Origin of the sequence: Herbaspirillum frisingense, assembly GCF_047325095.1 — a bacterium.
GTDB lineage: Bacteria > Pseudomonadota > Gammaproteobacteria > Burkholderiales > Burkholderiaceae_D > Herbaspirillum > Herbaspirillum frisingense.
On sequence record NZ_CP168558.1, the window covers coordinates 233,156 to 258,857 of the forward strand.

Sequence of the window (25,702 nt, forward strand, 5' to 3'; positions counted from 1 at the left end):
GAATGGATTCATCGCGGCACGGTTCGCCGCATCCACCCGCTCACCCACGATTACTGGAAAGCCCACCATGAACGATCCCATCGTCTATCTCAATGGCGAACTCACGCCGCTGTCCGAAGCCCGCGTCCCGGTGCTGGATCGCGGTTTCATCTTCGGCGATGGCATCTACGAGGTGATCCCCATGTATCGCCGCAAGGCCTTCCGTGGTCGCCAGCACCTGGCGCGCCTGTTCCGCAGCCTGGACAGCATCGGTATTCCCAATCCGCATGACGAGGCCGGCTGGAACACCCTGATCGACCAGGTCGTGCAGGCCAACGGTCTGGACGACCAGATGATCTACCTGCAGGTCACCCGGGGTGTGGCCAAGCGCGCCCACGCCTTCCCCAAGGAAGTGGTACCGACGGTCCTGATCATGACCAACCCCATGGCACTGCCACCGGCTTCGGCCATCGAGCAGGGCGTGGCCTGCGTGACCATGGAAGATCGCCGCTGGCTCAATTGCCAGATCAAGTCGACCTCGCTGCTGGGCAATGTGCTGGCCGCGCAGTTCGCCGCCGAAAACCAGGTGACCGAGGCGATCCAGTTCCGTGACGGTTTCCTGTCGGAGGCGTCGTCCTCCAATGTGTGGGTGGTCAAGGATGGCCAGATATCGGCGCCGCCCAAGGACAACCTGATCCTGGAAGGCATCCGCTATGGCCTGATGGAAGAGCTGTGCGCCGAAGAGGGCATCGTGCTGCAGTCGCGCCGCATCACCCGCGAAGAAGTGCTGGCCGCTGACGAGCTCATCATTTCCTCGGCGAGCAAGGAAGTGCTGCCGGTGGTCAAGCTGGACGGCCAGCCGGTGGGCAGCGGGCGTCCGGGTCCGGTGTTCGGCAAGGTCTATGCGGCCTACCAGGCAGCCAAGGCCCGTCTGTAAGCGTGCCGGCAATGTGGTAACGGCGACCCTGACGTTTTCTGCACGTCGGGTCGCCGGCATGGCGTAGAATGCAGGCATCCCCCACCCGTATTCACCTGACCCTCCGCTTGAAGCGCGCCGGTTCATCCCCATCTGGGAGCATTGAAACCAGGAGCGCCGAAGCGGACAACGCCAAGGCGGTTTGCCATGACTATGCCCACTATTTCCCCTGAAGAATCCCTGATCGAATATCCCAGCGACTTCCCCATCAAGGTGGTCGGGATCACCCATGACGATTTCGCCGAAACCATCGTCGCCATGGTCATCGAGCACGATCCCGAGTTTCATGCGGGCAAGGTCGAGATGCGGCCGTCCACCCAGGGCAAGTACCTGTCGCTGACGCTGACCGTGCGTGCGACCAGCCGCACCCAGCTCGACAACATCTATCGCGCGCTGTCCACGCACGAGATGGTCAAGTTCGTGCTCTGATCCGGATCACGGTGTCGCAAGGTCGGCAAAGACCGGCGCAGTCCTTCGGGATGCGCCGGTTTTTTCATGGACTTTTCGCTTTTTTGCGGGCTGGCGTTTTCGGCACATCGCCCGGCCAGCCGGGGATGGCCTGGAAGCGTTGCATCTCCTCGAAGATCCATTGGCGGAAGGCCACCACGCCGGGCTTTTCCAGTCCTTCCGGCAGGTGCACCAGGTAATGCGCCTCCTCGCACAACTGGGCCACGTCGAACAGGCGTACCAGCGTGCCACTGGCGATTTCCTGCCAGGCAATGGTGTGTCGCGACAGCGCCACGCCCTTGCCCTCGACGGCATGGCGCAGGGTCAGTGAGGAGTCTTCCACCACCAGCGTGCCGCTGGGTTCCGGCAGATCCAGCCCGGCCAGGGTCAGCCAGGGTTGCCAGGACTCGCGGGTATCCATGCGCAACAGGGTGCAATGGGCCAGGTCAGCCGGGCGCGTGAGCTTGCGGCTACGGCCACCGTCGCCGCGATAGCCGGGCGCGGCCACCGGGTAGTAGTAATCGTCGCTGAGCTTTTCGGTGACCACGCCGCTGTACTGTCCGCGACCGAAGCGGATGCCCACATCCACCCCGTCCAGACGCAGGTCGGCCAGATGGCTGCCCGATTGCAGCACCACCTCGATTTCCGGATGGGCATCGATGAATTTCCACAGGCGCGGCGCCAGCCAGCGCGAGGCAAACGAGGGCGTGGCCGAGATCACCAGGCGCTGCTGGCGGTTCAGGCTGCGCAGGTGTTCGGCGGCCTGGGCGATTTCGCCGAGCGACTTGCGGATGGTGGCGGCGAAACGCTGGCCGGTCTCGGTGATGGCGATGCGCTTGCCGTGGCGTTTGAAGAGCTGCAGGCCCAGGTCTTCTTCCAGCGCGCGCACCTGGTGGCTGATGGCGCCGGGGGTGACATGCACCTCCTCGGCCGCGCGCGAGAAGCATTCGTGGCGGGCAGCCGCGTCGAAGGCGCGCAGGGCGGCCAGGTTGGGCAGTTTCCTGAGATCGGCCATGGTGGGCTCCTTGTGAATTCCATTCGCAAAGAAACGCAATATATATCGTTTTGTTGTGCTGCAGGGTTTTCCTACAATGGTGACTCATTCACCATCACTCCAGCATTTTCCCTCTGAAAGCCGCACCCGATAGGGCAGTGCGGCAGGGACGCGGCTTGTCTGGATTTTCGCAAGGGAGTACCCGCCATGGCAATTTCATTCGCAGATCAGACGATTCCGGAACGGCTTCTGGAAGGACAGACGCAGACCCGCCGCCTGCGCGGTGGGGTGCGCATCCGCGTCACCAGCGGCCTGGTGTGGCTGACCATTGCCGGCTGCCGGCAGGACATCTGGCTCACGGCCGGACGTTGCTTCGACTACCACGGACGCGGGCTGGCCATCCTCGAAGCGGTGCACGGAGCGGCCGAATTCACGGTGTCGCCCCTGCGCGTCGCGGGCTGGCGCAGCTGGCTGTCCGGTGCCGGTGCTGGCATCGCTCCCCAGGCGCCGCTGCTGCCGGTGGCTGAGGGTGACGACACGGTGCGTATCAGCAGTATCAGCAAGTTGTTGCCGCACGGACTGATCCGCTGGTTCTGACACGGCCCTGTCCGAATTTCGCTACACTGGCGGGCATGCAAACCGCACTACCCCCCGCCAGCGCCAGCACCACGCCCGCCGCCACGGCCCGCCGTCCAGAGATCGTACGGCGCGGCGTCGAGTCCTACGAGACCAGCTTCGCCGCCATGCGCGCCTACACCGATGCGCGTACCGCCGACAGCCCCGACCAGCTCTGGATCGTCGAACATCCCCCCGTCTATACCCTGGGCCTGGGCGCCGACCGCGCCCATGTGTTGAATCCGCACGACATCCCGGTGGTACAGACCGACCGGGGAGGCGAGGTCACCTACCACGGTCCCGGACAGGTGGTCATCTACCTCTTGATGGACCTGCGCCGCAATCGCAGCGGGGCGCGCCTGTTCGCCCGGGAATTCGTGCACAACATCGAAGAGGCGGTGATCGCCACGCTGGCGGCGTATAATCTCGCCGGTGTACGCAAGGAAGGGGCGCCCGGCATCTACGCCGCCGACGGCCCCTGGCAGGGCGCCAAGGTGGCCGCGCTGGGCTTGAAGATACGGGGCAACGGCTGCACCTACCACGGGGTATCGCTCAACGTGGCCATGGACCTGGCGCCGTTTTCCTGGATCAACCCCTGTGGCTACGAAGGCCTGGCCACCGTGGACATGCAGACCCTGGGGGCCGGACAGGCCTGCCTGGCCGATGTCCAGGACTTGCTTGCCGACCAACTGATCGCCCGCTTCGCGGGCATGGCTTGAGCCTCACGCGCTGAGCGCGCCCGGGGCCGGAACGACCGACATGACGACCGAAATCACTCCCGCAGCAGATTCCTCCTCCAATGCCAATGCCGCCGGTGCGGCCCGCGTGAACCCGCTGGACAAGCAGAAGGGCGCCGGCAAGACGGCCTGGATTCCCATCAAGGTGGTGGCCGCCGAAAAGCTGAAGAAGCCGGACTGGATTCGCGTCAAGGCCGGCTCGCCGACCACGCGCTTCTACGAGATCAAGGACATCCTGCGCGCCAACAACCTGGTGACGGTCTGCGAGGAAGCCTCCTGCCCCAACATCGGCGAATGCTTCGGCAAGGGCACTGCGACCTTCATGATCATGGGTGACAAGTGCACCCGCCGCTGCCCGTTCTGCGACGTCGGCCACGGTCGCCCCGACCCGCTGGACCCCAACGAGCCGGAAAACCTGGCCAAGACCATCGCCCAGCTGCGCCTGTCCTACGTGGTCATCACCAGCGTGGACCGCGACGACCTGCGCGACGGCGGTGCCGCCCACTTCGCGGCCTGCATCCAGCGTGTACGCGAATTGTCGCCCGAGACCCGCATCGAGATCCTGACCCCGGACTTCCGTGGCCGCATGGACCGCGCCCTGGAAATCCTCAAGATGGCCCCGCCGGACGTGATGAACCACAACCTGGAAACCGCGCCGCGCCTGTACAAGGAAGCCCGCCCCGGTTCCGACTACGAATATTCGCTGAGCCTGTTGAAGCGCTTCAAGGACCTGCATCCGGAAGTGCCGACCAAGTCCGGCATCATGGTCGGCCTGGGCGAGACCGACGAGGAAGTGCTGCAGGTCATGCGCGACATGCGCGCCCACAACGTCGACATGCTCACCATCGGCCAGTACCTCATGCCCAGCGGCGACCACCTGCCGGTACGCCGCTACGTGCACCCCGACACCTTCAAGATGTACGAGGAAGAGGCCTACAAGATGGGCTTCGTGCACGCCGCCGTGGGCGCCATGGTGCGTTCCAGCTACCACGCCGACCAGCAGGCGCACGGGCTGGTGTAAGCCCGAGGCCGAGCCGAGGCAGCCAGATGCCGTGCCCAGTCAGGTTCGACCGCATCGATGCCGACCGGGCGAGGCTGGACGCCGCCCGGCCATTACCCCCTCACACGGTCGCCTCCCTGCGCGACAAATTGATGCTGGAGTGGACCTATCACTCCAACGCCATCGAAGGCAATACGCTGACCCTGCGCGAGACCAAGGTGGTGCTGGAAGGCATCACCGTCGGCGGCAAGTCCCTGCGCGAACACTTCGAGGCCATCAATCACCGCGATGCCATCCTGCTGGTGGAACAGATCGTCGCCGGCAAGGAAGCCTTGAGCGAGTCGCATATCAAGGACCTCCATAGCCTGGTCCTGAAGGGTATCGATGCCGATGAGGCCGGCCGCTACCGCCGTGAAAACGTGGTGATCGCCGGTGCCAGCACCACGCCGCCAGATTTCCTGCACCTCAACGATGAAATGGCGGCGCTGCTGGACTGGTATCGTCAGGCAGGCGAGCTGCATGCGGTCGAGCGGGCGGCGCAGCTGCATACGCGCTTCGTGAAGATCCATCCCTTTGTGGATGGCAACGGTCGTACCGGCCGATTGCTGCTGAACCTGGAACTGATGAAGGCTGGCTACCCGCCGGCCGTGATCCGCAAGGAAGACCGCCTGGCCTATTACGATGCCCTCGATGAGGCCTGCGTCAGTGGTGATCATGATGACATCACCGCGCTGGTCGCCGAGAGCGTGCAGCGCTCGTTGAGCCTGTATCTCGATCTGCTTCCCGCGCCCGGCTAGCCGGACCTGGCCGGTTTGCCGCAGCCTGTTCAAATTCCCTGCACGAATTGGACAATTGCCTTCACCGCCGCAGGCGGGGCGCTGAAAGAAACCCGGCCGCAAGGTAAGATACGCGGTTCTGAGCATTCGATTCGAAAGCAGGTTGTCATGTCCTCATCCATCGCCCCGGCCGCCGCCGTGCCGGAAGAAAAACTGGTCTTCGTCAGTTCGTGCAAGTTGCCCATGCCCTGGGCCACCTTCGAGCTGCACGCCTTCTACGATGAAGTTTCCGGCAAGGAACATCTGGCCCTGACCCTGGGCGATGTCGGCAACGGCGCACCGGTGCTGGGCCGCGTGCATTCCGAGTGCCTCACCGGCGACGCCTTGTTCTCCCAGCGCTGCGACTGCGGCGCCCAGCTGGAGGCCGCCCTGAAGAAGATCGCCAAGGAAGGCCGGGGCGTGCTGTTCTACCTGCGCCAGGAAGGCCGTGGCATCGGCCTGTTGAACAAGATCCGCGCCTACCACCTGCAGGACCAGGGCGCCGATACCGTGGAAGCCAATGAACGCCTGGGCTTCCCGGCGGACATGCGGCGCTACACCATCGTCTTGCCCATGCTGGCCCACCTGAAGATCACCAGCCTGCGCCTGATGACCAACAATCCGCGCAAGGTGAAGGCACTGGAAGAGAGCGGCATCACCGTGGCCGAGCGCATTGCCCTGATCGCCAACCACAATCCCTTCAACATCGGCTACCTGGGGACCAAGGCGCGCAAGCTGGGGCACCTGCTGCCGGGCCTGGGCAAGGGCGAGGCCCAGCCGCAGCCGGAGAAGGTGCCGCTGGATGCGCACGACAATGAGTGAACTGCACGGGTAAGCTGCGCGAGGGAATCGCACAACACCAGACGGGCCGATACGGTCCGTCTTTTTTTTTGCCCGTTCCGGCCTGCCCCCTTGACGCATCGGTTAGCATGGTGACTGGACTGTCCATTCTCATCCCGTCTTTACAACATGAACCCATCCGTACCCGCCGGCGCTGCGCCGATTCCCGTTTCCCTGCTCACCGGCTTCCTGGGCAGCGGCAAGACCACGCTGTTGAATCACCTGATCACCCAGCCGGAAATGAAGGACACGCTGGTCATCATCAACGAGTTCGGCGAGATCGGGCTGGATCATCTGCTGGTGGCGCACAGCCAGGAAGAAACCATCGTCGAGATGAGCAGCGGCTGCCTGTGCTGCACCATCCGTGGCGATCTCAAGAAGACGCTCAAGGACATCACCTGGCGCTTCGCCGAAGGCGGCCAGCGCAAGTTCAACCGGGTGGTCATCGAGACCACCGGCCTGGCCTCGCCCACGCCCATCCTGCACACGCTGATGACGGACCCCTTCATTTCGGAGCGCTATCGTCTCGATGGCGTGATCGTCACGGTCGATGCGGTCAATGGCATGTCGACCCTGGACAATCATCCGGAAGCCGTGCAACAGGCGGCGGTCGCCGACCGCCTGCTGCTGACCAAGACTGACCTGGCCGACGCTGCCACGCTGTCGGCCCTGCAGGCGCGCCTGCGTACGCTGAACCCCGGTGCGCGCCAGTTGCAGCCGCAGGTGGGCCAGATCGCGGCCGGCGAGTTGCTGGATGCGGGCCTGTTCAAGCCGGGCGAGAAGATGCCCGACGTGGCGCGCTGGCTCAACGAGGAAGCCTTCGCCGAGAAAGCGGCCCAGCACCACCATCACGGGCATGACCACCATCACCACGGTCATCATGACCATGAACATGATGATCACGGCCACGCGCATGCACACGCGCATCACGAGCATGAGCACGAGCATGATCACGCCCACGACGTGAACCGTCACGACGACCATATCCGTGCCTTCTGCTTTACCTTCGACGAACCCATCGATCCGGTGCTCTTCGATGAATGGCTGAGCTTGCTGGTGGGCTTCAAGGGGCCCAACATCCTGCGCATCAAGGGCATCCTCAACCTCAAGGGCGAGGAACTGCCGACCGTGATCCATGGCGTGCAGCACATCTTCCATCCGACTGCCACCTTGCCGCAGTGGCCTTCCGAGGATCGCCGCAGCCGCATCGTCTTCATCACCCGCGACGTCGAGCGCGCCACCATCGAGCGCTCCTTCGACGCTTTCATGCAGGCCCAGCAGATCGAGCGGGAGGCGCGCGAGGCGCAGCAGAAGCGCAATGCGGCACCGGCCGCCTATTGAGCAGGACCGGCCGCGCAGGCGGCCGCATGTTCCCGCGGGGAAACATGAAAACGACCCGGCGATGGGATCAGCGCCCGCCGGGAGTGTGCCGATTAAAAATAAATCCGCTACGGCCGATAACGAGGGATAGTCCGGATTATGATCGGGCTCACTAGAGATATAACGATTCGTTTATGCAGCGTGTGATCAACAAGCTGGGGGCAACGTTGTCGGCATCGCTCACGCTGATGCTGGGTTTGTGCGCCACCGTGACGGTCTTCGTCGCCACCAGCCACCTGGAAGAGGATGCCGTCAACCTGGACTTCGAGCGCCGGGCCGGTCTGCGCGCCTTTACCATCCAGCGCGGGCTGGAAGAGGCGGTCCAGGTGCAGTCGGTGGTGAACCACTTCTATGCCACCGTGGGCGACCCCAGCCGCGAGCAGTTCGAGAGCTTCACCCGTCCGCTGCTGGAACGTTATCCCTATGTGCGCGCCTTCAGCGTGCAGCGTTTCGTGTCCGACGAAGACCGGCCGGTCTTCGAGGCCCTGCGCCAGGGGGCCAAGCCGGGATTCGAAATCACCACCCTGCAGGATGGTCGTCTGCAAAGCGCGCCGCAACAGGCTTCCTATCTGGTGGTGGATTATGTCGAACCTATCGCCGGCAATGAAGCCGCGCTGGGCTTGGACGTTTCCGGCAACGCCGCCATCCGGCATGCCCTGGACGCCGCCGTGGTCAGCGGCCGGCCGGCCTCGACGCTGCCGCTCCAGCTGGCCCAGTCCGGCCCGGACGAGCGCGGCCTGCTGGTGATCCAGCCGGTCTACCGGGGCGGCGTGCAGCCCACCGACCACGCGGCGCGGCGCGCCCTGCTGGTGGGCGATACCACGGCGGTGCTGGAACTCAATGGCCTGGTGCAAAAGATCCTCGACGGTGCCGGCCTGACCTCGGATCACGAGATCGGCCTGCGCATCTATGTTGGCCCCCAGGCCGAGCCGGGCAACCTGGTGTATCGCCATGACAGCGCACCGCGGGAGACGCACTGGCTGGACCAGTTGCTCAAGCCCGGTACCCTGTTTCGCCATCCTTCCAGCACCGTCACCCGTTTCGACATCGCCGGCCAGACCTGGCACATGGAGATCAGCATCCCCCCGCGCTCGGTCTTCGCCGACCATTACGGTTCGCTGCTGATCCTGCTGGTGGGGGTGATCGCCTCGCTGCTGGGCGCGGCCTACATGCGCGCTCTGTCGATGCGCTCGCACCGGGTGCAGCAACTGGTGGAAGACAAGACCGCCGAGCTGCGCACCACCAATGCCCTGCTGTCGGACGACATCAAGGCGCGCCGGCTGGCCGAGCGCGCATTGCGCCTGCGCCATCAGGCCATCGAGGCCAGTGCCAATGCCATCCTGATCCTGTCGGCCCAACAGCCCGACTACACCATCGAATACGTCAACCCGGCGTTTGCCCGCATCACCGGCTACAGCAGCGCCGAGGCGGTGGGCAAGAGCATCCGCTTCCTGGAGGGACGCGACAGCGATCCCGAAGGTTTCGAGACCGTCTGGATCGCCATGCGCGAGCAGCGCGAGCACAACGTGGTCCTGCGCAACTATCACAAGGACGGTTCGGAGCTGTGGAACGACTTCTACATTGCCCCGGTGCGCGACGAGAGCGGCGAGGTCACCCACTTCGTGGCGGCGCTCTACGACATCACCTCGATGAAGCGCTATGAAGCCGAACTGGAATTCCAGGCCAGCCGCGATACGCTCACCGGCCTGATCAACCGCCACATGCTGCGGCACCATCTGGAACAGGCCATCGGCGTGGCCGAGCGACAGAAGCAGGCCCTGTGGGTGGTGTTCGTCGACCTGGACCGCTTCAAGTTCGTCAACGACACGCTGGGCCACAAGGCCGGCGACACCCTGCTGCGCACGGTGGCCGGGCGACTGCGCGCGGCGGTGCGCGAAGCCGATACCGTGGCGCGCCTGGGGGGTGACGAATTCATCATGATCCTGCCCGAGCAGGATGAGCTGTCACTGGATACACGCAGCCTGCAACGCATCATGGATGCGGTGGCAGCACCGGTGACGCTGGGCGGGCATACCCTCTTCATGACCTGCAGCATCGGCGTGGCCTGCTATCCCAACGACGGCACCGATGGCGAGACCCTGATCAAGCACGCCGACATCGCCATGTATCGCGGCAAGCAGACCGGTCGCAACAATTTCCAGTTCTACACCCCGGCGATGAACGAGCAGGCGCTGGAACGCCTGCGCATCGAAGGCGACCTGCGCAATGCGCTGGACCACGGCGAATTCCTGCTGCATTACCAGCCCAAGGTGGACCTGGCCAGTGGCCGCGTGATTGGCAGCGAGGCATTGATCCGCTGGCAGCATCCGCAACTGGGCATGGTCTCGCCGGCACGCTTCATCGGCCTGGCCGAGGAGACCGGCCTGATCCTGCCTATCGGCGCCTGGGTCCTGCGTACCGCCTGCGTGCAGTGCCGCCAGTGGCAGTTGAAGGGGCATGAGGACATCAGCGTCTCGGTCAACCTCTCGGTGGGCCAGTTCCTGCAGAAGGACCTGGTCTCCTCCATCGCCGACGTGCTGGAAGACACCGGCCTGCCGCCGGTCTCGCTGGAACTGGAACTGACCGAGAGCCTGATGATGACCGATGTCGAGCACGCCATCGGCATCCTGGCGGGGTTGAAGAAGCTCGGCGTGCGCCTGTCCATCGACGACTTCGGCACCGGCTATTCCTCGCTGGCCTACCTGAAACGCTTCCCCATCGACGTACTCAAGATCGACCGCTCCTTCGTGCGCGACATCACCATCGACGCCGACGATGCCGCCATCACCGCATCCATCATTTCGCTGGCACGCCACCTGAAGCTGCGCGTGATCGCCGAAGGCGTGGAAACCGACGAACAGCTGGATTACCTGCGCCACTACGGTTGCGACGAGATCCAGGGTTACCTGTTCAGCCCGCCGGTGCCGGCCGACAAGTTCGAGCAGATCCTGCGCGAGGAACGGGTCATGCTGTAAGCGCGCCGGCGCTGTCGTGGCCGCTACTGCGTATCACCTTCAGTGGTGTGCGATCCAGGCCAGGATCACGGCGATGGTCGGCAGCGAGAGCGTGGTGGAGATCAGGATGGCGCGCGACATGGCCGTCACTTCCCGCTGATACAGCTCGGCCAGCATGAACGGCCCGGTGCCGATCGGCATGGCCGCCAGCAAGACCGCACTGTCTGCCCACACCCGGGGCAGGGGCAAGATCCAGTAGGCCAGCACGGCCGTCACCGCCGGTTGCAGCAGCAGCTTGAAGGCCACCAGCAGCCACACCGGTGCGCCCTCGCCACGCTGTACCGGCTGCGCCAGGAACAGCCCCAGCGACACCAGTGCACAGGGGCTGGCCGCTCCCCCCAGAATCTTGAACAACTGCTGCACGCCGCTGGGGATGGTGGCCCCGCTCAGGGCCACCGCAATCCCGGCCACCGGCGCGATCATGATGGGATTGCGCAGCAGCGAGCGCCCCACCTTGAGCACCGTCTGCCCCAGCCCGGCCTGGGCATGCAGGCAGGTCTCCAGCAACACGATGGCCACCGCGAAGAGCAGGCAGGCCGTCATCATCATCGCGATCACCGAGGGCGGCAGGCCATCGCGGCCGAAGGCCAGGTAGCACAGGGGAATCCCGATGAAACCGACATTGGCGTAGGAACTGCCCAGGCTGTCGATGATGACGTCGGCCGCCGCCGCCTTCTGCCGCAGGCGCAACCATGCGGTCAGCAGGAACACCAGTGCCACGCCCGCCGCAAAGACGCCGATGAAGCGCAGGTTGGCGAAGTCGGCCGCTGTCAGTCGCGACATGGAATCGAACAGCAGGGCCGGCAGTGCCAGCCAGATCACGAAGCGGTTCAGCTCGCTGGCCGCGCCGGCCGACAGGATGTTGCGGCGACGGCAGATCCAGCCCAGGAAGATCAGTGAAAAGATCGGAAAGACGATATTGAAGATGGCAAGCATGGCTGGGCGCAGCCGTGCTGCGAGCGAATGAAGGGGAGGGTGAAGCGGTCAGGCCTGTCGGCCGGCCTGGCCTGTCTGTTCTCTTTGTTCAGTTTGTTGTGCGCCATCCAGCGCCCGCGCCAGGTGTTCGGCCGCGCCTTCGGCATGCTCGCGCGCCAGCTTGTCGGCCAGCGCCGGCTTGCCCTCCAGCACGGCTTGCAGGATCGCCTCATGCTCGTCCCACACCATCTGGTGCGAGCGCACATCTCCGGCCAGGATGGCACCCATGGCGCGGCGGATGTGCTGCCAGTGCAGGGCGGTGGTCTCGGCGATGACGGGATTGCCGCTGCTGCGATAGAGGAACTGGTGGAAATCCATGTCGGCCCGGATGCGCGCCGACAGGTCGTCCATGTCCGGCAGGGCGCGGGCCGCTGCGATCAGGGAGAGGCCCTCGCTGGCCGTGGCGGCGCGACGGGCCGCATCCTGCTTGCAGTGCGCGGCACAGTCGCGTGCGGCCAGGCCGTCCAGGACCGCACGCACCTGGTAGAGCTGCAGCAGCCGCTGCGGGTCCAGGGCCGTCACCATCACTCCCTTGCGACCGGCATCGGTGATGAAGCCCTCACGTCGCAAGATCTGAAATGCCTGCAGGATGGGCTGGCGCGACACGCCCAGCTGTTCGGCCAGGCCTTCCTGCGTGATCTTGCTATTGGGCGCGATGGCACCGGTGCAGATGGCATCCAGGATGGCGTGGTAGACCTGTTCGATGAGCTGGGCGGGGGCGGCAATCTTGAGCATTGCGTGTAGGTTCGCTTTTTCTGTGTTCTGTATGCAGATTATGGAGAGCGGTGGGCTTTGTCAAGGCGCAAGGTCTGCGCAGGCGGGCGGCGTAGAATGGCGGCCTTGATCGATCCCGCCCCTGGATGTACCGATAATGCCTGCCTGCCCCCTCCAACCTGCCTCCCCGGAATTGCTGGCCGCCTGGCGTGCCGACGCCGCGCAAGCTGCGCCCGGCCCGGTGGCGATCCCTGACTGCCTGAGCGAGCAGTCCACGGCCGTGGTGCTGGACCTGCATTTCGGTCTGGGCCATGCCTTTTTCGCCACCTGGCATGCCTTCGCGCGACAGCGGGCGCAGGGGCCAGTGCAACGCCTCCATTACATCGCCATCCTGCCGCACCCGCCGACGGCGGACGCCCTCCATTCAGATTTGACTTATGCACAGGCCTTGCGCGAAGCCTGGCCCTTGCCGCTGCCAGGCACGCACCGGCTGCTGCTGGACGAAGGCAGGGTGGTGCTGACGCTGATCTGGGGCGCACTGGAAGAAGAGCTGGCGCGGCTGGAGGCGCCAGTCGATCTGTTCTACCTGCATGCCGATCCGCAGCGCTTCGACGCCGCTGCTCCGCCCTGGCATGCGCATGCTTGCAAACGGCTGGCGCGCCTGGCCTGGACCGGCGCCCAGGCCATGGTGCGGGACATTGACGAAGCGGCAGCGGTGGCCCTGACGGCGGCAATGCGCCAGGTCGGCTTTTCCGTTCACCCACGTGGCCCGCTTGGTGACGACGTATTGACCTTGCGCTACGCGCCGATGTGGGCGCGCCCGGCTTCGCATGTGGCCACCAGCGATACACCGTTGCAGCGTCACCCGCGCCAGCCCCGCCATGCACTGGTGATCGGCGCCGGCCTGGCCGGCACGGCCATCGCCGAACGTCTGGCCGCACGTGGCTGGCGCATCGATCTGGTGGATGCCGGGCCGGACGTGGCCACGCGTGCTTCCGGCAATCACGGCGGTCTCTTCATGCCCGCGTTGGCACGCGACGACAGTCCGCTGGCGCGCCTGACGCGTGCGGCCTTCCTGTTCGCAGCGCAACGCTGGCAGGCACTGGGGGGCGTGGGCTTGGAGGAGGGCGCGGCCATCACCGGTGAATGCTGCGGCATCCTGCAGTTCGGGCGCGATGCCAAGCAGGCCTGGTCCTTCGAACAGGGGGCGCAGCAATGGCAGTACCCCGCCCGTTATGCACGCTGGATGTCGGCTGCCGACACGGCTGCTGCGCTGGGCATGCCGACCATGGGCGGGGGCTATTTCTTTCCGGAAGCAGGCTGGTTGCATCCGCCCTCGGTCTGCCGCCGCCTGCTGGCGCAGGCCGGTTCACACGGACAGCTTGCCACCCACTTCGGTCGCGCCGTGGCGCGCCTGCAGCGCAAGGACGAGAACGGGCAGTGGCAGGCGCAGGCCGCAGACGGCAGCGTGATCGCCCAGGCGCCGGTGGTGATCCTGGCTGCCGGTGCACAGGCCAGGGCGCTGGCCCAGGCGGCCGACCTGCCACTGAACGCGGTGCGCGGCCAGGTCACGCATCTACCAGCGCAAGGATTTCCCGACCTGCCGTACGCCCTGTGCGGTGACGGCTACCTGACCCGGCCCTACGCCGGGCAAGTCTGCATGGGCGCCAGCTACGACCGCTTCGACGATCCCGCCCTGCGGGTCGACAGCCATGCGGACAATCTCAACCGTCTGCGTCACATGCTGCCGCAGATCGACCAGCACCATGGGCAGCCGGGGCTGCCGGATGCCACCGATCCCGACCTGGGCGGGCGGGTCGGTCAGCGCTGCATCGCGCCCGACCGGCTGCCGCTGGTGGGAGCACTGCCGGGGCAGGATCCGGGGCTCTACGGTTTGCTGGGCTATGCGTCGCGGGGCCTGATCTGGGCACCGCTGATGGCGGAACTGCTGGCGTCGATGATCGAGCGCGAGCCCTTGCCGCTGCCGCGTGATCTGGTGGCGGCGCTGGACCCGGCTCGTTTCGCGGGCTTGTCAGCCGATGCGTTCGACGCGATCAACGCGCCCAGTGACCCGGAATGAAATGCCAGCCGCCGCCCGGGCCTTGTTGCCAGTGGGCCGGCTCATAGCGCGCATAACCGCGACGCACGCGTTCCCAGTGGCCACCCACCCAGACGTGGCGGTGACCGTTCCAGGCCCAGTAGCCCGGTGCCCAGGCATAGCCGTGGCGGGGCGGCGGGGCGACTTCATAGCGCGGGGCCGGTGGTGGCGTGCCGATGCGCACATCCACGCCCACCACCTGCGCTTGGGCGGCGGGGGCGGCGGCCAGGGCGGAGAGGGTGGTGACAAGGGCGAAGGCGATGCGACTTGTTGTGGTTTTCATCATGGACTCCTGTAATGGACAGCATGGCGGTGGATGCAGCGCGTCGCTGTGGTCGCGCCGTGAAGCCACTGTAGGAGCCGCTCTTCTTTAAGACTGTAATGTTGTGTTTCCAGTTGTTTCCTGGTGCGGGTGTGCGCCGCGCCGGCATCGGGGCGGGCGCAGCACTGCATCCGGCTGCGGTAACAACTCCGGGCAGATTGATACTTTGCGATACCGGCTCGATCAGCGCCGGGCCGGTTCAGTCACTTCAGTCACCTTGCCACGCGCTGCCCGCACATAGCGCTGCTCCACCACCCGGCTGCCCCATTGCTCCCCGGGCGACTCCTCGGCCAGCGTGAAGCCTGCCGCCAGATACAGGTGGCGCGCCGCATCCAGCCCCTGGAAAGTCCACAGATAGCATGCGAATCCATGCGCATCGACAAAGGCCATCGCCTCCTCCAGCAGGCGCCCGCCCCCCCCGGCGCCGCGCAGGCTGTCATCGACGATGAACCAGCGCAGGTGGGCTACTCCGCTGGCGGGATCACCATCGATGACGATCGACGCCAGGGTGCGTCCCTGCTCCACATGCGTCCAGAGTTGCTTGCCGGCGGCCGGCAGCAGCTGGGCGAAGGCACCCAGTTCGCTACCCACCTTGTGCTCGAAGAACACGCCGAAACCGGCCGCCTCGGCGTAATAGCGCGCATGCAGGCTGGCGATGTCGCCGATGCAGCCGGGCTGGTAGCCGAGGCACAACGGTATCGGCTGCTTCTCTTGCGAGGCTGCGGCATTCGGGTTTTCACGCGACAGGGCCTGCGAATACAGCGCCAGTGCCCGCAGCAGGCCCTGCTGGTCTTCCGGCACGATCCGCCGCAGCGCCGCCGAGACCTGGTCGGTGGCGAACTTGTCGATCTTCTTGCGCAGGGCCTGCCCGGCCTCGGTCAGCGCCAGGCTGAAGGCCCTCCCGTCAGCTTCCAGTGGCGTACGGCGCACCAGGCCCAGGGCTTCCAGCTTGGCCAACTGGCGGCTGGTGTTGGACTTGTCCAGGTACAGCAGCTCGCCCAGGTCGCGCGCCTGGATGCCGGGATTGAGCCCGATCTCGATGATGGCGTGCACCGCCGAGGGCGCCATGTCGCTGCCGGCCAGCGTGCTGCGCATGAAGCCCAGCTCGCGCACCAGCTTGCGGGATAGCTCCCGCAACTGGCGGATGGTGTGTTCCCGTGACGGTAGCTGCAGGCCGTCGTAGTCCATGGTGTTCTCCCGGTTCAATCATATGGTTGCGATATGCAATCAATGTACGGCCAGATGATTGCGTAGTGCAACCAGTTTTGCGGGCCGCTCGCCAGGCTGTCTCGCGCGCGCAACTGGCGTCGGGCGGCGTCGGGTTGGGGTCGGCCAGCCTGCTGGAGTAGAATGTCGCCTTTCGCGCAGCCCGCCCGCCGTGACCCTACCGGCCGCCGTGGCGCGCCACCTCCTGCATCCCCAGCCTTGTTGAAAGTCTCCGCACATGTTGCGCATCTCTGAGCTAAGCCTTCCGTTGAACCATACGGAAGATGAACTGAACGCCGCCATCCTCGACCGCCTGGGCATCCAGGCCGACGAGATGCTGTCCTTCACGCTGTTTCGGCGCAGCTACGATGCCCGCAAGAAGACGGCCATCACCCTGAACTACACCATCGACGTCGCGCTCAGGAACGAAGCCGAAGTCCTGCAGCGCAACGCGAAGAAAACCAATGTCGGCCCTACGCCCGACACTTCCTATCATTTCGTCACCCGCGCCCCGGCGACCCTGAAGAAGCGCCCGGTGGTGATCGGGTTCGGGCCGTGCGGCCTGTTCGCCGCGCTGATCCTGGCCGAGATGGGCTTCAACCCCATCATCCTGGAACGCGGCAAGACCGTGCGCGAGCGTACCAAGGACACCTGGGGCCTGTGGCGCCAGCGCGAGCTCAAGCCCGAGTCCAACGTGCAATTCGGCGAAGGCGGTGCCGGTACCTTCTCCGATGGCAAGCTCTACAGCCAGGTCAAGGACCCCAAGCATTACGGTCGCAAGGTGCTGTCCGAATTCGTCGCCGCCGATGCGCCGCCGGAGATCATGTACGTCAGCAAGCCCCACATCGGCACCTTCCGTCTGGTCAAGATGATCCAGCTGATGCGTGACAAGATCGAGAAGCTGGGCGGTGAATTCCGCTTCGAACAGCGGGTCGAGGATGTACTGATCGAGGATGGCCGCATCCGTGGCCTGACCCTGGCCACCGGCGAACAGATCGAGGCCGACCATGTGGTGCTGGCCATCGGCCACAGCGCCCGCGATACCTTCGAGATGCTCTACGAGCGCGGTGTCTACATCGAGGCCAAGCCGTTCTCCATCGGCTTCCGTGCCGAACACCCGCAGTCGCTGATCGACAAGTGCCGCTTCGGTCCCGGTGCCGGCCATCCCATCCTGGGCGCGGCCGATTACAAGCTGGTGCATCATGCTTCCAACGGACGTTCGGTGTACAGCTTCTGCATGTGCCCGGGTGGCACGGTGGTGGCGGCCACCTCCGAGCCGGGCCGGGTGGTCACCAACGGCATGAGCCAGTATTCCCGCAACGAGCGCAATGCCAACAGCGGCATCGTGGTGGGCATTTCGCCGGCCGACTATCCCGGTCATCCGCTGGCCGGCATCGCCTTCCAGCGCGAGTGGGAAAGTCGCGCCTATGAGCTGGGTGGCAGCAACTACGATGCCCCGGCGCAACTGGTGGGCGACTTCATCGCCAACCGTCCCTCGACGCAACTGGGCAACGTGGAGCCGTCCTACAAGCCAGGCGTGAAGCTGGGCGACCTCAATCCTTCGTTGCCGAGCTACGCCATCGAGGCCATCCGCGAAGCGCTGCCGGCCTTCGAAAAGCAGATCCGCGGCTATTCCATGCACGATGCCGTGCTGACCGGTATCGAAACGCGCACCTCATCGCCCATCCGTATCAAGCGCGACGACCATAGCCTGCAGAGTCTCAATACCAAGGGTTTGTATCCGGCCGGTGAAGGTGCCGGTTATGCCGGGGGCATCATGTCGGCCGCCATCGACGGTATCCGTGTGGCCGAGGCGCTGGCGCTGGACATGGTGGCGCAGGCCTGATTGTCGGACCGCCCATGCAAAACGCCGCTCCAGTTGCCCGGAGCGGCGTTTTTCGTTTGCCTTGCTGAGTATTGCCTGACGCGTTGGCTTACTTCTTGGCGCGGGCCGAAGCGACGGTCTTTTCAGCCGCAGCCGTGAATTGCTTGGTGGCGTTGGCCAGGTTGGCTTCCAGGGTTTCCACAGCCTGCTTGGAGTTCTTGGACAGTTGCTCGTAGGCAGCGTTGGCGTTGGTCAGGGTGGCCTTCAGGATGGACACTGCCTGTTCCGAACCCGGGGGCGCATTCTTGCTGATCTCGTCGATCAGGGCCGACAGCTTGCGGCTGGTTTCGGAAATCTGGGCTTCAGCCGCCTTGGTGAATTCAGCCTGGGTCGAGGACACGATGCCGGCCAGGTGACGGCTGTAGGCGGTGGCCTTCTCGGCGCCCGGCTGGGCTTGTGCAGCGGCCAGCGACAGCAGTTCCTGCGGGTCCTTGGCGGCGGCCAGCTGCTTGGCGGCGGCGGTGGCTTCTTCCAGGGTGGCCTTGGTGGCCGACAGGTTCAGTTCAACGATCTTTTCCACGCCTTCGAAGGCCTTGGCGGTCAGGTTGTTGATGAGGTCCAGGTGGGCTTGCAGGTTGGCCTTGGTAGCGGCGGAAAACTGATCTTGGTACGAAAACATGTTCATCTCCTAGGTGATAGATATGACAAATGAGCTTGCCGACGAGCGTGACGATCAAACAATCGGCTTTCGAGAGCGGCTTTCGACCAGAATCAACAAACAATCATGATTTGTGCGCCGCAACAATTCCTATTTTATGCACTTCTTTGGTGAAATCAAGTGTTATTTGTGCGCCGCACAAAAATAGTCCGGAGGTCGTGGGAATTATGCGACGCCCCGCCCGCAGCGGCTTTGCGGGCGATCAAGCCGAACGTTCGGTCGTTTTCTCCGGCTGCACCTGCGTATGGCCGCTGGGCAGGTCATGCACCACGATGCCGGCATCGGTCTCGCTGAAGGCACAGCCTTTGCCCAGGGCGATGGCGCGCAGGCCGTCCTGATAACCCTGTTCCCAGCGCCATAACACGGAGCCACGGGCGAAGTTGACGTCCTTGGAGGCCATGTTCCAGTCACGTCCTGCATAGGCCAGCCGCACGATGTGAATGGTACTGTCGGCGCCGAGCTCGGCCATCATCTGCTTGTCTTCCTGGGTCAGCATTTCACGCGGCAGGCGCTTGTAGAGCGCATGGGCGGCACGCCGCAGGTGGTACTGCTGCAGGTAGGCATCGATGTGGCGCTGCGAACGCGAGGCGAAGGTGACGTCCTTCTCGCGCGTCTGCACCTCCTCCAGGGTACGCGGTTCGGGACCGTCGGCATGCCACAGGTCCACCATCATGCACAGCAGGTTGGTGCGCGGCTCATCGTTGAGGACGGCTTCCAGCGGCGTGTTGGAGTACAGGCCACCGTCCCAGTACAGCTCGCCATCCACCCGCACCGGTGCGAAACCCGGGGGCAGGGCGCCGCTGGCCATGACGTGTTCCGGCCCCAGCGGCTGCTCGCGGGAGTCGAAGTTGACCAGCGTGCCACAGGTGACCTTGACCGCCGCCACCGTCATGCGGATACCGGACTGGCTGTTGAGGTAATCGAAATCGACCAGCCGCGACAAGGTCTCGCCCAGCTCGGCGGTGCTATAGAAACTGGCGTCCTCGGGTGACACCGGCAGGCCCAGCGAAAAGGCATTGAGCGGGCGCGGCCGGAAGAAGCCGGGTGCACCCCGCAGGAAGGTATCCAGCGTGGTCACGCGGGTGGCCCAGGGGCGCAGTGCATCGGGCACCTGGCGCAGGTCGAACAGGTCGGGGTGAGCCACCGCCTCCCAGAACTCGCGCAGACGGGCGATGCGGGTCTCGCGCGGATTGCCGGCGATCAGGGCGGCATTGATGGCACCGATCGAGGTCCCCACCACCCAGTCCGGCGTGAGGTCGTGCTCGTGCAAGGCCTGATAGACACCGGCCTGGTAAGCCCCCAGCGCGCCACCACCCTGCAGCACCAGCGCCACGCGCGGCTTGACCGCCGGCGCGGCGGACCGGCTGGCGGGTTTGCGGGGAGCGGACGGGGCTGTCTGTTCGGGGTCCTTGCGCATCGTTCATCCTTTCAGGGAGTGCCTGTCACCGCCAGGGCGACCACATCGTCAAGGAGTCTAGGATAGCGCGCTTACGGGAACGTGACCGGACCAATATGCAAGTGCCGGCAAATGCCTGGCGGCACCGGTCAGCTGGCCAGCCAGGCCTCGATCAGTTGACGTGCCTGTGCATCGATCTGTTCCAGGTCGACCTCATGACGGCGATGGAAGATCATCAGCGCGTACAGCCCGGCGAGGGCATTGACTTCGGGCGATAGTGCGCACTCCTCTCCGCTGGCCGGACGCTGCTGGCGCCAGTAGTTGATTGCATCTTCGAGTTCGGTGAGGGTGAGCATGGCGGTGATTCTTGATAAAGACTTAAGCTGAAACGTCGGCGCATTCTAACGCATTTCGCCCCCGAATACTGGTTGGAAATACAGTGCTGACGCGCTTGCCGCAGGGCATCAACCCACGGCCCGGCGCTGGTCGCGCCATGGACAGCATGCGAAAAGCAAACAAGCACATGCGTAATGCTTCGTTCGGATTCACAGGTTGCTTTGCTCTAATGAACGTCTCCTGACGCAAGGCTTGCGCCACCGGTCTCCCATTTTCTGCTGAGCTGGCCCCGACCTTGCCCTGACTTCTCCCCGAACTTGATCGCCCCCCATGACCCAGACTGCTGCTGCTTCCGCCACCCTGCTCGATACCCTGCCGCCGCCCTCGGCGACCTCCACCCGCCTGGTCGCCCGCATCCGCGACGAGGCCGAGGCGCTGGCCGCTGCCCGCAAGCTGGCCGAGGATTTCCGCCGTGAAGCCGGCCTGCGCGACCGCGAACGCAAGCTGCCCTGGGACGAGCTGGAGCGCTACGTGCGTTCCGGCCTGTGGGGCATCAGCGTGCCGCGTGAATACGGTGGTGCCGGTGTGTCCTATGGCACGCTGGCCGAGGTGATCGCCATCATCTCCGCTGCCGATGGCTCGCTCGGACAGATTCCGCAGAATCACTTCTATGCGGTGGAGCTCATCCGCGTCAACGGCAACGAAACGCAGAAACGCTTCTTCTTCGAGCGCGTGCTGCAGGGCGACCGCTTTGGCAATGCCCTGGCCGAACTGGGCACCCGTACCTCGCACGAGCGCAAGACCAGCCTCACACGCAACCCGCACGGCCCGGGCTATCGCATCAACGGTCGCAAGTTCTACGCCACCGGCGCACTCTATGCCGACTGGGTCCCGACCTCGGTGATCGACGAACAGGGCGTGCAGCAACTGGCCATCGTCCCGCGCCATGCCGCCGGCCTGACCGTCATCGATGACTGGTCCGGCTTCGGCCAGCGCACCACCGGCAGCGGCAGTGCCGTATTCGACAATGTGCAGGTCCCGGCCGATGCCGTGATCGGGTTTGCCTCGGCCTTCACGCGCCCCACCCAGATCGGCCCGCTGGCGCAGATCCTGCACGCCGCCATCGACCTGGGCATCGCCCGGGCCGCGTATGCCGACCTGCTGGAATTCGTGCGCACCCGTTCGCGTCCCTGGATCGACAGCGGTGTCGAACGCGCCGGTGACGATCCGTTGACCCTGCGTGAAGTGGGCGACCTGACCATCCAGCTGCATGCCGCCGAGGCATTGCTGCAGCGTGCCGGTGACCGGCTCGACACCGCCGCCGCAGAGCCGACCGAAGACAGTGTGGCCGCTGCCTCCATCGCCGTGGCCGAAGCGCGGGTCTTGACCACCGATGTCTCGCTGGCCGCCGGCAGCAAGCTCTTCGAACTGGCCGGTTCGCAGGCCACCCTGGCGGAGCACAACCTCGATCGCCACTGGCGCAATGCCCGTACCCACACCCTGCATGATCCGGTGCGCTGGAAATACCACGCCATCGGCAACTACGTGCTCAACGGCCAGAAGCCGCCGCGTCACGGCGCGCTCTGAGTCATCCGGGAGCCATCATGAGCAGGAAGGAAATCCGCCTCAACGCATTCAACATGAACTGCGTCAGTCACATCAACCACGGCCTGTGGACGCACCCTCGCGACCGCTCGCAGGACTACACCGATATCGCCTATTGGACCGGCCTGGCGCGCCTGCTGGAACGCGGCAAGTTCGATGGCCTGTTCCTGGCCGACATCGTCGGCGTCTATGACGTCTACCAGGGCAATACCGACCTCACCCTGCGCGAAACCATCCAGTTGCCGGTCAACGATCCCATGATGCTGGTGTCGGCCATGGCTGCCGTGACCGAGCATCTGGGCTTCGGCATCACCGCCAACCTGAGCTACGAAGCCCCGTTCCTGTTTGCACGCCGCATGTCCACCCTGGATCACCTGAGCAAGGGACGTGTGGGCTGGAACATCGTCACCGGCTATCTGGACAGCGCCGCCCGCGCCATGGGCCTGCACGAACAGCTGGAACACGACCAGCGCTATGACCGCGCCGACGAATTCATGGAAGTCGTCTACAAGCTCTGGGAAGGAAGCTGGGAAGACGGTGCCGTGCTGCGCGACCGCGCGCGCCGCATCTATGCCGACCCGGCCAAGGTGCACAAGATCGCCCACCATGGCGACTACTATCACGTCGAAGGCATCCACCTGAGCGAACCCTCGCACCAGCGCACGCCGGTGCTGTACCAGGCCGGTTCTTCCGGGCGTGGTCAGGCCTTCGGCGCGCGTCATGCCGAGTGCGTCTTCATCTCCAGCCAGAGCAAGGACGCCACCCGCAAGCTGGTGCAGAGCATCCGCGACGGCGCCGTGCGCGAAGGGCGCGATCCGGAGGCGATCAAGATCTTCATGGGCCTGACCGTGGTCACCGGCCGCACCGAACAGGAAGCCCAGGACCGCTATCGCGAATACGCCAGTTACGCCAGCCCGGAAGCCGGCCTGGCCCACTTCTCGGCCGGCACCGGTATCGACTTTTCGCGTTACGACCTGGATGAACCGATCCGCCCTGCCAAGACCAACGCCATCCAGTCGCTCACCAAGACGGTCACGCAACCGGAGTCGAACTGGACCAAGCGCAAGCTGCTGCAGCAACTCGAACTGGGTGGCCGCTATGCCAGCATCGTCGGCGCCCCGGATCGCATCGCCGACGAACTGGAAAGTTGGGTCGCCGACACCGGCATCGATGGTTACAACCTGACCCGCACGGTGACGCCGGAGAGCTTCGAAGACTTCGTCGACCTGGTCATCCCGGTATTGCAGGAGCGCGGCTCCTACAAGCGCGAATACGCACAGGGCAGCCTGCGCGAAAAACTTTTCCAGCGCGCCGCGACCCTGCCGCAAGAGCACGTAGGCGCGGGCTTCCGGAGGGCCGCTGCGGTCGAGCACGCCTGATTCCACCCCGGGTGCTGGCGCGTGTTGGCACATGCGCGCAGCACATATGCAAAGCGGAAATGATTCCTTCCGCCCCGCTTGAGCGGTCGCTACATTGGACCTTTTTCAATCGGGGAAGAGAATGAAGTTCAACGCAGCGAAATGGATTTCCGGCATCGCCCTGTGCGCGCTCGCCAGCATCGGCGGGACGGCACAGGCCGCACCAGATCAGGTGATCCGCGTCGGCGTCACCAGTGGTCCGCACGCACAGATCTTTGAGCAGGCACGACGCGTCTTCGAACGCGACAACCCAGGCTACAAGGTCAAGATCATCGAGTTCAACGACTACATCCAGCCCAACGCCGCCCTCGATGCGGGTGAACTCGACGCCAACAGCTACCAGCATCGCCCCTTCCTCAATGCTCAGATCAAGGCGCGTGGCTACAAGCTGTATGCCGAGGGCAAGACCATGATCGGCCCGATGGCGGTCTATTCGAAGAAGTACCGCAAGCTTGAGGACGTCCCCACTGGCGCCAAGATCGGCATCCCCAACGACCCCGCCAACGAAAGCCGCGTGCTGTTGCTGCTGCAGAAGCATGGCGTCATCAAGCTGCGCGCCGGCATCGACCCGCTCATCGGCACCAACGCCACCCCCATCGACATCACCGAAAATCCGAAGAAGTGGAAGTTCGTCGAGATCGACGCTGCGCAACTGCCACGCACGCTGGACGACCTCGATGCCTCCGCCATCAATGCCGACTATGCTTCCAAGGCCGGCTTCAATCCCGCCCGCGACAGCCTGGTGGTGGAAAGCGGCGACAGCCCCTACGCCTGCCTGATCGCCGTGCGCGAGAAGGATCGCGGCCAGCCCTGGCTGGGCAAGCTGGTGCAGGCCTACCAGTCGCCGGAGGTGAAGCAGTACATCGAGACGGAGTTCAAGGGCGGGATTCTGGCGGCGTGGTGACATCGGCAGGATCGATCTCGCAGTAATTTTGGACGCGGTGCGAAATGTTTTGACACCGCGGCCTTTCCAAGAGGATTTGCCTTTTTCCAGCAGATATTCGCTTACCTTCCCGATGGCGCGTCGAACCCCAGGATGACGCCAACATCGACAATCACATCGGAAGGCAGGCACATGAGGAATTTCTTTCGGAAACTCTGGCGGGATTTATGCAAAGGTGAAATCCACTCCGCACCTGTGGCGTGGGAGGTATTCAGTATCGGACTGCTATTGCTTATCGCCCTGTTTGTCGGTGCGGAGCGGCTGGTGGCCTATCTGTTGCACTGACCGCGGGACCAGTCATGCCCTCGCGTTTCGGTCATTGCTCTTGAGCGGGTAAAATGCTGGTTCCCCCAGCGCGCTACATTTCACGGCGCCTGGTCCCGAGACAAACATCAAACCGCACATGAGCTACACCCCCAGCCGCCCCATGGGCTACGGCTGCCTGATCCTGAGCATGTCCATGGTGGGCGCCTATGTGGCGCTGACCAAACCGCTGGCGGCGATGCTGCCGGTGTTCCTGCTGGCCTGGCTGCGCTTTGGCATCGGCGCCATCGCCATGCTGCGCTGGCTGAAGAAGCCGGCCGATGAAAAGCCCCTGAGCGCGCAATCGCGCTGGCTGGTCTTTCTCGAATCCTTCCTCGGCAATTTTCTCTTCACGCTGTGCATGATCACCGGTGTGTCGATGACCAATGCGGTCTCGGCCGGCGTGATCATGTCGGCGATTCCGGCGGTGGTGGCGGTGATGAGCTGGGTCTTCCTGAAGGAGAAGATCAGCCTGCGCGTCTGGGGTGCGGTGGCCTGCGGGGCCATCGGTATCGGGTTGCTGTCGCTGGCCAAGGATCATCACGGAGCAGGGGCCGCAGCCAGCCACGGCCAATACGCTTGGCTGGGCAATGTGCTGGTGTTCTGTGCGGTGCTGTGCGAGGCCGCCTATGCGGTCATCGGCAAGAAGCTGACCGCCGTACTCACGCCCAAGCGCATCAGCGCCGTCATCAACCTGTGGGGGCTGCTGCTGATGACGCCCATGGGCCTCTATACCGCGCTGCAGTTCGACTTCATCTCGGTGCCGGCCAACATCTGGCTGTTGCTGGTGTTCTACGCGCTGGCGGCCAGTGTGTGGACCGTTTGGCTGTGGATGACCGGCCTGAAGGTGGTGCCGGCCGCGCGTGCGGGCGTGTTCACGGTGATGCTGCCGATATCGGCTGCCGTGGTCGGTGTGCTGGCGCTGGGCGAGAACTTGTCGGCGCTGCAGGCCACGGCCTTTGCGGTGGCCCTGGCGGGGATGTTCCTGGCGACCTTGCCTGGCCGTTCCAGTTCTGAAAAATTACCGCTGCATTGAGCGAGGAAGA

At 64.7% G+C, this 25,702-nt stretch carries 23 protein-coding genes; 15 read left to right on the plus strand and 8 right to left on the minus strand.

The window, feature by feature from the left end:
- The first annotated feature begins 67 nt into the window (after positions 1-67).
- Positions 68-916: a D-amino acid aminotransferase gene (locus ACEOAC_RS01090; RefSeq protein WP_413443418.1), complete on the plus strand. Its 849-nt coding sequence runs from the start codon at positions 68-70 to the stop codon at positions 914-916.
- A gap of 186 nt (positions 917-1,102) precedes the next feature.
- Entirely contained in the window at positions 1,103-1,384 is a 282-nt protein-coding gene (locus tag ACEOAC_RS01095; protein WP_039875317.1) for a DUF493 family protein, read from the plus strand.
- A gap of 64 nt (positions 1,385-1,448) precedes the next feature.
- Here ACEOAC_RS01095 and gcvA read toward each other — a convergent pair whose 3' ends face one another.
- Complete coding sequence (gene gcvA / locus ACEOAC_RS01100; RefSeq protein WP_006463417.1) at positions 1,449-2,417, minus strand: transcriptional regulator GcvA; 969 nt, start codon at positions 2,415-2,417, stop codon at positions 1,449-1,451.
- Positions 2,418-2,603: 186 nt separating this feature from the next.
- On the opposite strand from gcvA, the gene ACEOAC_RS01105 reads away from it, so the two are divergent.
- The 7 genes from ACEOAC_RS01105 to ACEOAC_RS01135 all read left to right on the plus strand — a co-directional run bounded on the left by ACEOAC_RS01105 (position 2,604) and on the right by ACEOAC_RS01135 (position 10,758).
- Entirely contained in the window at positions 2,604-2,993 is a 390-nt protein-coding gene (locus tag ACEOAC_RS01105) for a DUF2917 domain-containing protein (protein ID WP_077238605.1), read from the plus strand.
- Positions 2,994-3,028: 35 nt separating this feature from the next.
- Positions 3,029-3,730 carry a lipoyl(octanoyl) transferase LipB gene (lipB, locus tag ACEOAC_RS01110; RefSeq protein ID WP_413443419.1) on the plus strand — a complete coding sequence of 234 codons (702 nt, stop codon included), beginning with the start codon at positions 3,029-3,031 and terminating at the stop codon, positions 3,728-3,730.
- A 40-nt stretch (positions 3,731-3,770) separates the two neighbouring features.
- On the plus strand, positions 3,771-4,769 hold the full coding sequence (gene lipA / locus ACEOAC_RS01115; protein ID WP_006463414.1) for a lipoyl synthase: 999 nt from the start codon (positions 3,771-3,773) through the stop codon (positions 4,767-4,769).
- Between the two features lie 26 nt (positions 4,770-4,795).
- Positions 4,796-5,545, plus strand: a complete 750-nt coding sequence (locus tag ACEOAC_RS01120; RefSeq protein ID WP_413443420.1) for a Fic family protein — start codon at positions 4,796-4,798, stop codon at positions 5,543-5,545.
- Positions 5,546-5,692: 147 nt separating this feature from the next.
- Positions 5,693-6,385, plus strand: coding sequence for a GTP cyclohydrolase II (gene ribA, locus ACEOAC_RS01125; protein ID WP_241813658.1), 693 nt, complete (start codon positions 5,693-5,695; stop codon positions 6,383-6,385).
- Positions 6,386-6,532: 147 nt separating this feature from the next.
- Positions 6,533-7,744 carry a CobW family GTP-binding protein gene (locus ACEOAC_RS01130; protein ID WP_413443421.1) on the plus strand — a complete coding sequence of 404 codons (1,212 nt, stop codon included), beginning with the start codon at positions 6,533-6,535 and terminating at the stop codon, positions 7,742-7,744.
- Between the two features lie 173 nt (positions 7,745-7,917).
- Entirely contained in the window at positions 7,918-10,758 is a 2,841-nt protein-coding gene (locus ACEOAC_RS01135; protein ID WP_413628641.1) for an EAL domain-containing protein, read from the plus strand.
- 39 nt (positions 10,759-10,797) lie between these two features.
- On the opposite strand, the gene ACEOAC_RS01140 is transcribed toward ACEOAC_RS01135, so the two are convergent.
- Complete coding sequence (locus ACEOAC_RS01140; protein WP_006463410.1) at positions 10,798-11,733, minus strand: AEC family transporter; 936 nt, start codon at positions 11,731-11,733, stop codon at positions 10,798-10,800.
- A gap of 48 nt (positions 11,734-11,781) precedes the next feature.
- A complete protein-coding gene (locus ACEOAC_RS01145; RefSeq protein ID WP_241813655.1) occupies positions 11,782-12,507 on the minus strand; it encodes a GntR family transcriptional regulator in 726 nt (241 codons plus the stop codon).
- A 136-nt stretch (positions 12,508-12,643) separates the two neighbouring features.
- Between ACEOAC_RS01145 and mnmC the strand changes: the two genes are divergently transcribed.
- Entirely contained in the window at positions 12,644-14,566 is a 1,923-nt protein-coding gene (gene mnmC, locus ACEOAC_RS01150; RefSeq protein ID WP_413628642.1) for an FAD-dependent 5-carboxymethylaminomethyl-2-thiouridine(34) oxidoreductase MnmC, read from the plus strand.
- On the opposite strand, the gene ACEOAC_RS01155 is transcribed toward mnmC, so the two are convergent.
- Together ACEOAC_RS01155 and ACEOAC_RS01160 are read right to left on the minus strand one after the other, a co-directional pair.
- Complete coding sequence (locus tag ACEOAC_RS01155; protein ID WP_413628643.1) at positions 14,541-14,867, minus strand: YXWGXW repeat-containing protein; 327 nt, start codon at positions 14,865-14,867, stop codon at positions 14,541-14,543. The genes mnmC and ACEOAC_RS01155 overlap by 26 nt on opposite strands.
- A 222-nt stretch (positions 14,868-15,089) precedes the next feature.
- The gene (locus ACEOAC_RS01160) at positions 15,090-16,094 is read right to left on the minus strand and encodes a MarR family winged helix-turn-helix transcriptional regulator (RefSeq protein ID WP_413628644.1); all 1,005 of its coding nucleotides are present in this window, start codon (positions 16,092-16,094) and stop codon (positions 15,090-15,092) included.
- A 256-nt stretch (positions 16,095-16,350) separates the two neighbouring features.
- On the opposite strand from ACEOAC_RS01160, the gene ACEOAC_RS01165 reads away from it, so the two are divergent.
- Entirely contained in the window at positions 16,351-17,958 is a 1,608-nt protein-coding gene (locus tag ACEOAC_RS01165; protein ID WP_234295114.1) for an NAD(P)/FAD-dependent oxidoreductase, read from the plus strand.
- 88 nt (positions 17,959-18,046) lie between these two features.
- Here ACEOAC_RS01165 and phaP read toward each other — a convergent pair whose 3' ends face one another.
- The 3 genes from phaP to ACEOAC_RS01180 all read right to left on the minus strand — a co-directional run bounded on the left by phaP (position 18,047) and on the right by ACEOAC_RS01180 (position 20,407).
- Positions 18,047-18,616, minus strand: coding sequence for a TIGR01841 family phasin (gene phaP / locus ACEOAC_RS01170; RefSeq protein ID WP_006463404.1), 570 nt, complete (start codon positions 18,614-18,616; stop codon positions 18,047-18,049).
- A gap of 241 nt (positions 18,617-18,857) precedes the next feature.
- Positions 18,858-20,072: a patatin-like phospholipase family protein gene (locus ACEOAC_RS01175; protein ID WP_182993393.1), complete on the minus strand. Its 1,215-nt coding sequence runs from the start codon at positions 20,070-20,072 to the stop codon at positions 18,858-18,860.
- Between the two features lie 128 nt (positions 20,073-20,200).
- The gene (locus ACEOAC_RS01180) at positions 20,201-20,407 is read right to left on the minus strand and encodes a DUF3717 domain-containing protein (RefSeq protein ID WP_006463402.1); all 207 of its coding nucleotides are present in this window, start codon (positions 20,405-20,407) and stop codon (positions 20,201-20,203) included.
- A gap of 310 nt (positions 20,408-20,717) precedes the next feature.
- Here ACEOAC_RS01180 and ACEOAC_RS01185 point away from each other — a divergent pair, with 310 nt between their 5' ends.
- From ACEOAC_RS01185 to ACEOAC_RS01200, 4 genes are all read left to right on the plus strand, one after another.
- Entirely contained in the window at positions 20,718-21,974 is a 1,257-nt protein-coding gene (locus ACEOAC_RS01185) for an SfnB family sulfur acquisition oxidoreductase (RefSeq protein WP_006463401.1), read from the plus strand.
- Positions 21,975-21,991: 17 nt separating this feature from the next.
- On the plus strand, positions 21,992-23,371 hold the full coding sequence (locus ACEOAC_RS01190) for an LLM class flavin-dependent oxidoreductase (protein ID WP_413445420.1): 1,380 nt from the start codon (positions 21,992-21,994) through the stop codon (positions 23,369-23,371).
- Between the two features lie 121 nt (positions 23,372-23,492).
- Positions 23,493-24,314, plus strand: coding sequence for a MetQ/NlpA family ABC transporter substrate-binding protein (locus ACEOAC_RS01195; protein WP_413445421.1), 822 nt, complete (start codon positions 23,493-23,495; stop codon positions 24,312-24,314).
- A gap of 442 nt (positions 24,315-24,756) precedes the next feature.
- A complete protein-coding gene (locus ACEOAC_RS01200) occupies positions 24,757-25,692 on the plus strand; it encodes a DMT family transporter (RefSeq protein ID WP_413445422.1) in 936 nt (311 codons plus the stop codon).
- Positions 25,693-25,702 lie beyond the last annotated feature (10 nt).

What these genes read in the sequence shown, in the direction of transcription:
- ACEOAC_RS01095 (WP_039875317.1), top strand. Translation starts at nt 1,103, where the DNA reads ATGACTATGCCCACTATTTCCCCTGAAGAATCCCTGATCGAATATCCC.
- ACEOAC_RS01090 (WP_413443418.1), top strand. Translation starts at nt 68, where the DNA reads ATGAACGATCCCATCGTCTATCTCAATGGCGAACTCACGCCGCTGTCC.
- ACEOAC_RS01195 (WP_413445421.1), top strand. Translation starts at nt 23,493, where the DNA reads ATGAAGTTCAACGCAGCGAAATGGATTTCCGGCATCGCCCTGTGCGCG.
- ACEOAC_RS01135 (WP_413628641.1), top strand. Translation starts at nt 7,918, where the DNA reads ATGCAGCGTGTGATCAACAAGCTGGGGGCAACGTTGTCGGCATCGCTC.
- mnmC (WP_413628642.1), top strand. Translation starts at nt 12,644, where the DNA reads ATGCCTGCCTGCCCCCTCCAACCTGCCTCCCCGGAATTGCTGGCCGCC.
- ACEOAC_RS01185 (WP_006463401.1), top strand. Translation starts at nt 20,718, where the DNA reads ATGACCCAGACTGCTGCTGCTTCCGCCACCCTGCTCGATACCCTGCCG.
- ACEOAC_RS01130 (WP_413443421.1), top strand. Translation starts at nt 6,533, where the DNA reads ATGAACCCATCCGTACCCGCCGGCGCTGCGCCGATTCCCGTTTCCCTG.
- ACEOAC_RS01145 (WP_241813655.1), bottom strand. Translation starts at nt 12,507, where the DNA reads ATGCTCAAGATTGCCGCCCCCGCCCAGCTCATCGAACAGGTCTACCAC.
- ACEOAC_RS01155 (WP_413628643.1), bottom strand. Translation starts at nt 14,867, where the DNA reads ATGAAAACCACAACAAGTCGCATCGCCTTCGCCCTTGTCACCACCCTC.
- ACEOAC_RS01200 (WP_413445422.1), top strand. Translation starts at nt 24,757, where the DNA reads ATGAGCTACACCCCCAGCCGCCCCATGGGCTACGGCTGCCTGATCCTG.
- ACEOAC_RS01190 (WP_413445420.1), top strand. Translation starts at nt 21,992, where the DNA reads ATGAGCAGGAAGGAAATCCGCCTCAACGCATTCAACATGAACTGCGTC.
- ACEOAC_RS01120 (WP_413443420.1), top strand. Translation starts at nt 4,796, where the DNA reads ATGCCGTGCCCAGTCAGGTTCGACCGCATCGATGCCGACCGGGCGAGG.
- ACEOAC_RS01105 (WP_077238605.1), top strand. Translation starts at nt 2,604, where the DNA reads ATGGCAATTTCATTCGCAGATCAGACGATTCCGGAACGGCTTCTGGAA.
- gcvA (WP_006463417.1), bottom strand. Translation starts at nt 2,417, where the DNA reads ATGGCCGATCTCAGGAAACTGCCCAACCTGGCCGCCCTGCGCGCCTTC.
- ACEOAC_RS01180 (WP_006463402.1), bottom strand. Translation starts at nt 20,407, where the DNA reads ATGCTCACCCTCACCGAACTCGAAGATGCAATCAACTACTGGCGCCAG.
- ACEOAC_RS01175 (WP_182993393.1), bottom strand. Translation starts at nt 20,072, where the DNA reads ATGCGCAAGGACCCCGAACAGACAGCCCCGTCCGCTCCCCGCAAACCC.
- lipB (WP_413443419.1), top strand. Translation starts at nt 3,029, where the DNA reads ATGCAAACCGCACTACCCCCCGCCAGCGCCAGCACCACGCCCGCCGCC.
- ribA (WP_241813658.1), top strand. Translation starts at nt 5,693, where the DNA reads ATGTCCTCATCCATCGCCCCGGCCGCCGCCGTGCCGGAAGAAAAACTG.
- ACEOAC_RS01165 (WP_234295114.1), top strand. Translation starts at nt 16,351, where the DNA reads ATGTTGCGCATCTCTGAGCTAAGCCTTCCGTTGAACCATACGGAAGAT.
- phaP (WP_006463404.1), bottom strand. Translation starts at nt 18,616, where the DNA reads ATGTTTTCGTACCAAGATCAGTTTTCCGCCGCTACCAAGGCCAACCTG.
- ACEOAC_RS01140 (WP_006463410.1), bottom strand. Translation starts at nt 11,733, where the DNA reads ATGCTTGCCATCTTCAATATCGTCTTTCCGATCTTTTCACTGATCTTC.
- lipA (WP_006463414.1), top strand. Translation starts at nt 3,771, where the DNA reads ATGACGACCGAAATCACTCCCGCAGCAGATTCCTCCTCCAATGCCAAT.
- ACEOAC_RS01160 (WP_413628644.1), bottom strand. Translation starts at nt 16,094, where the DNA reads ATGGACTACGACGGCCTGCAGCTACCGTCACGGGAACACACCATCCGC.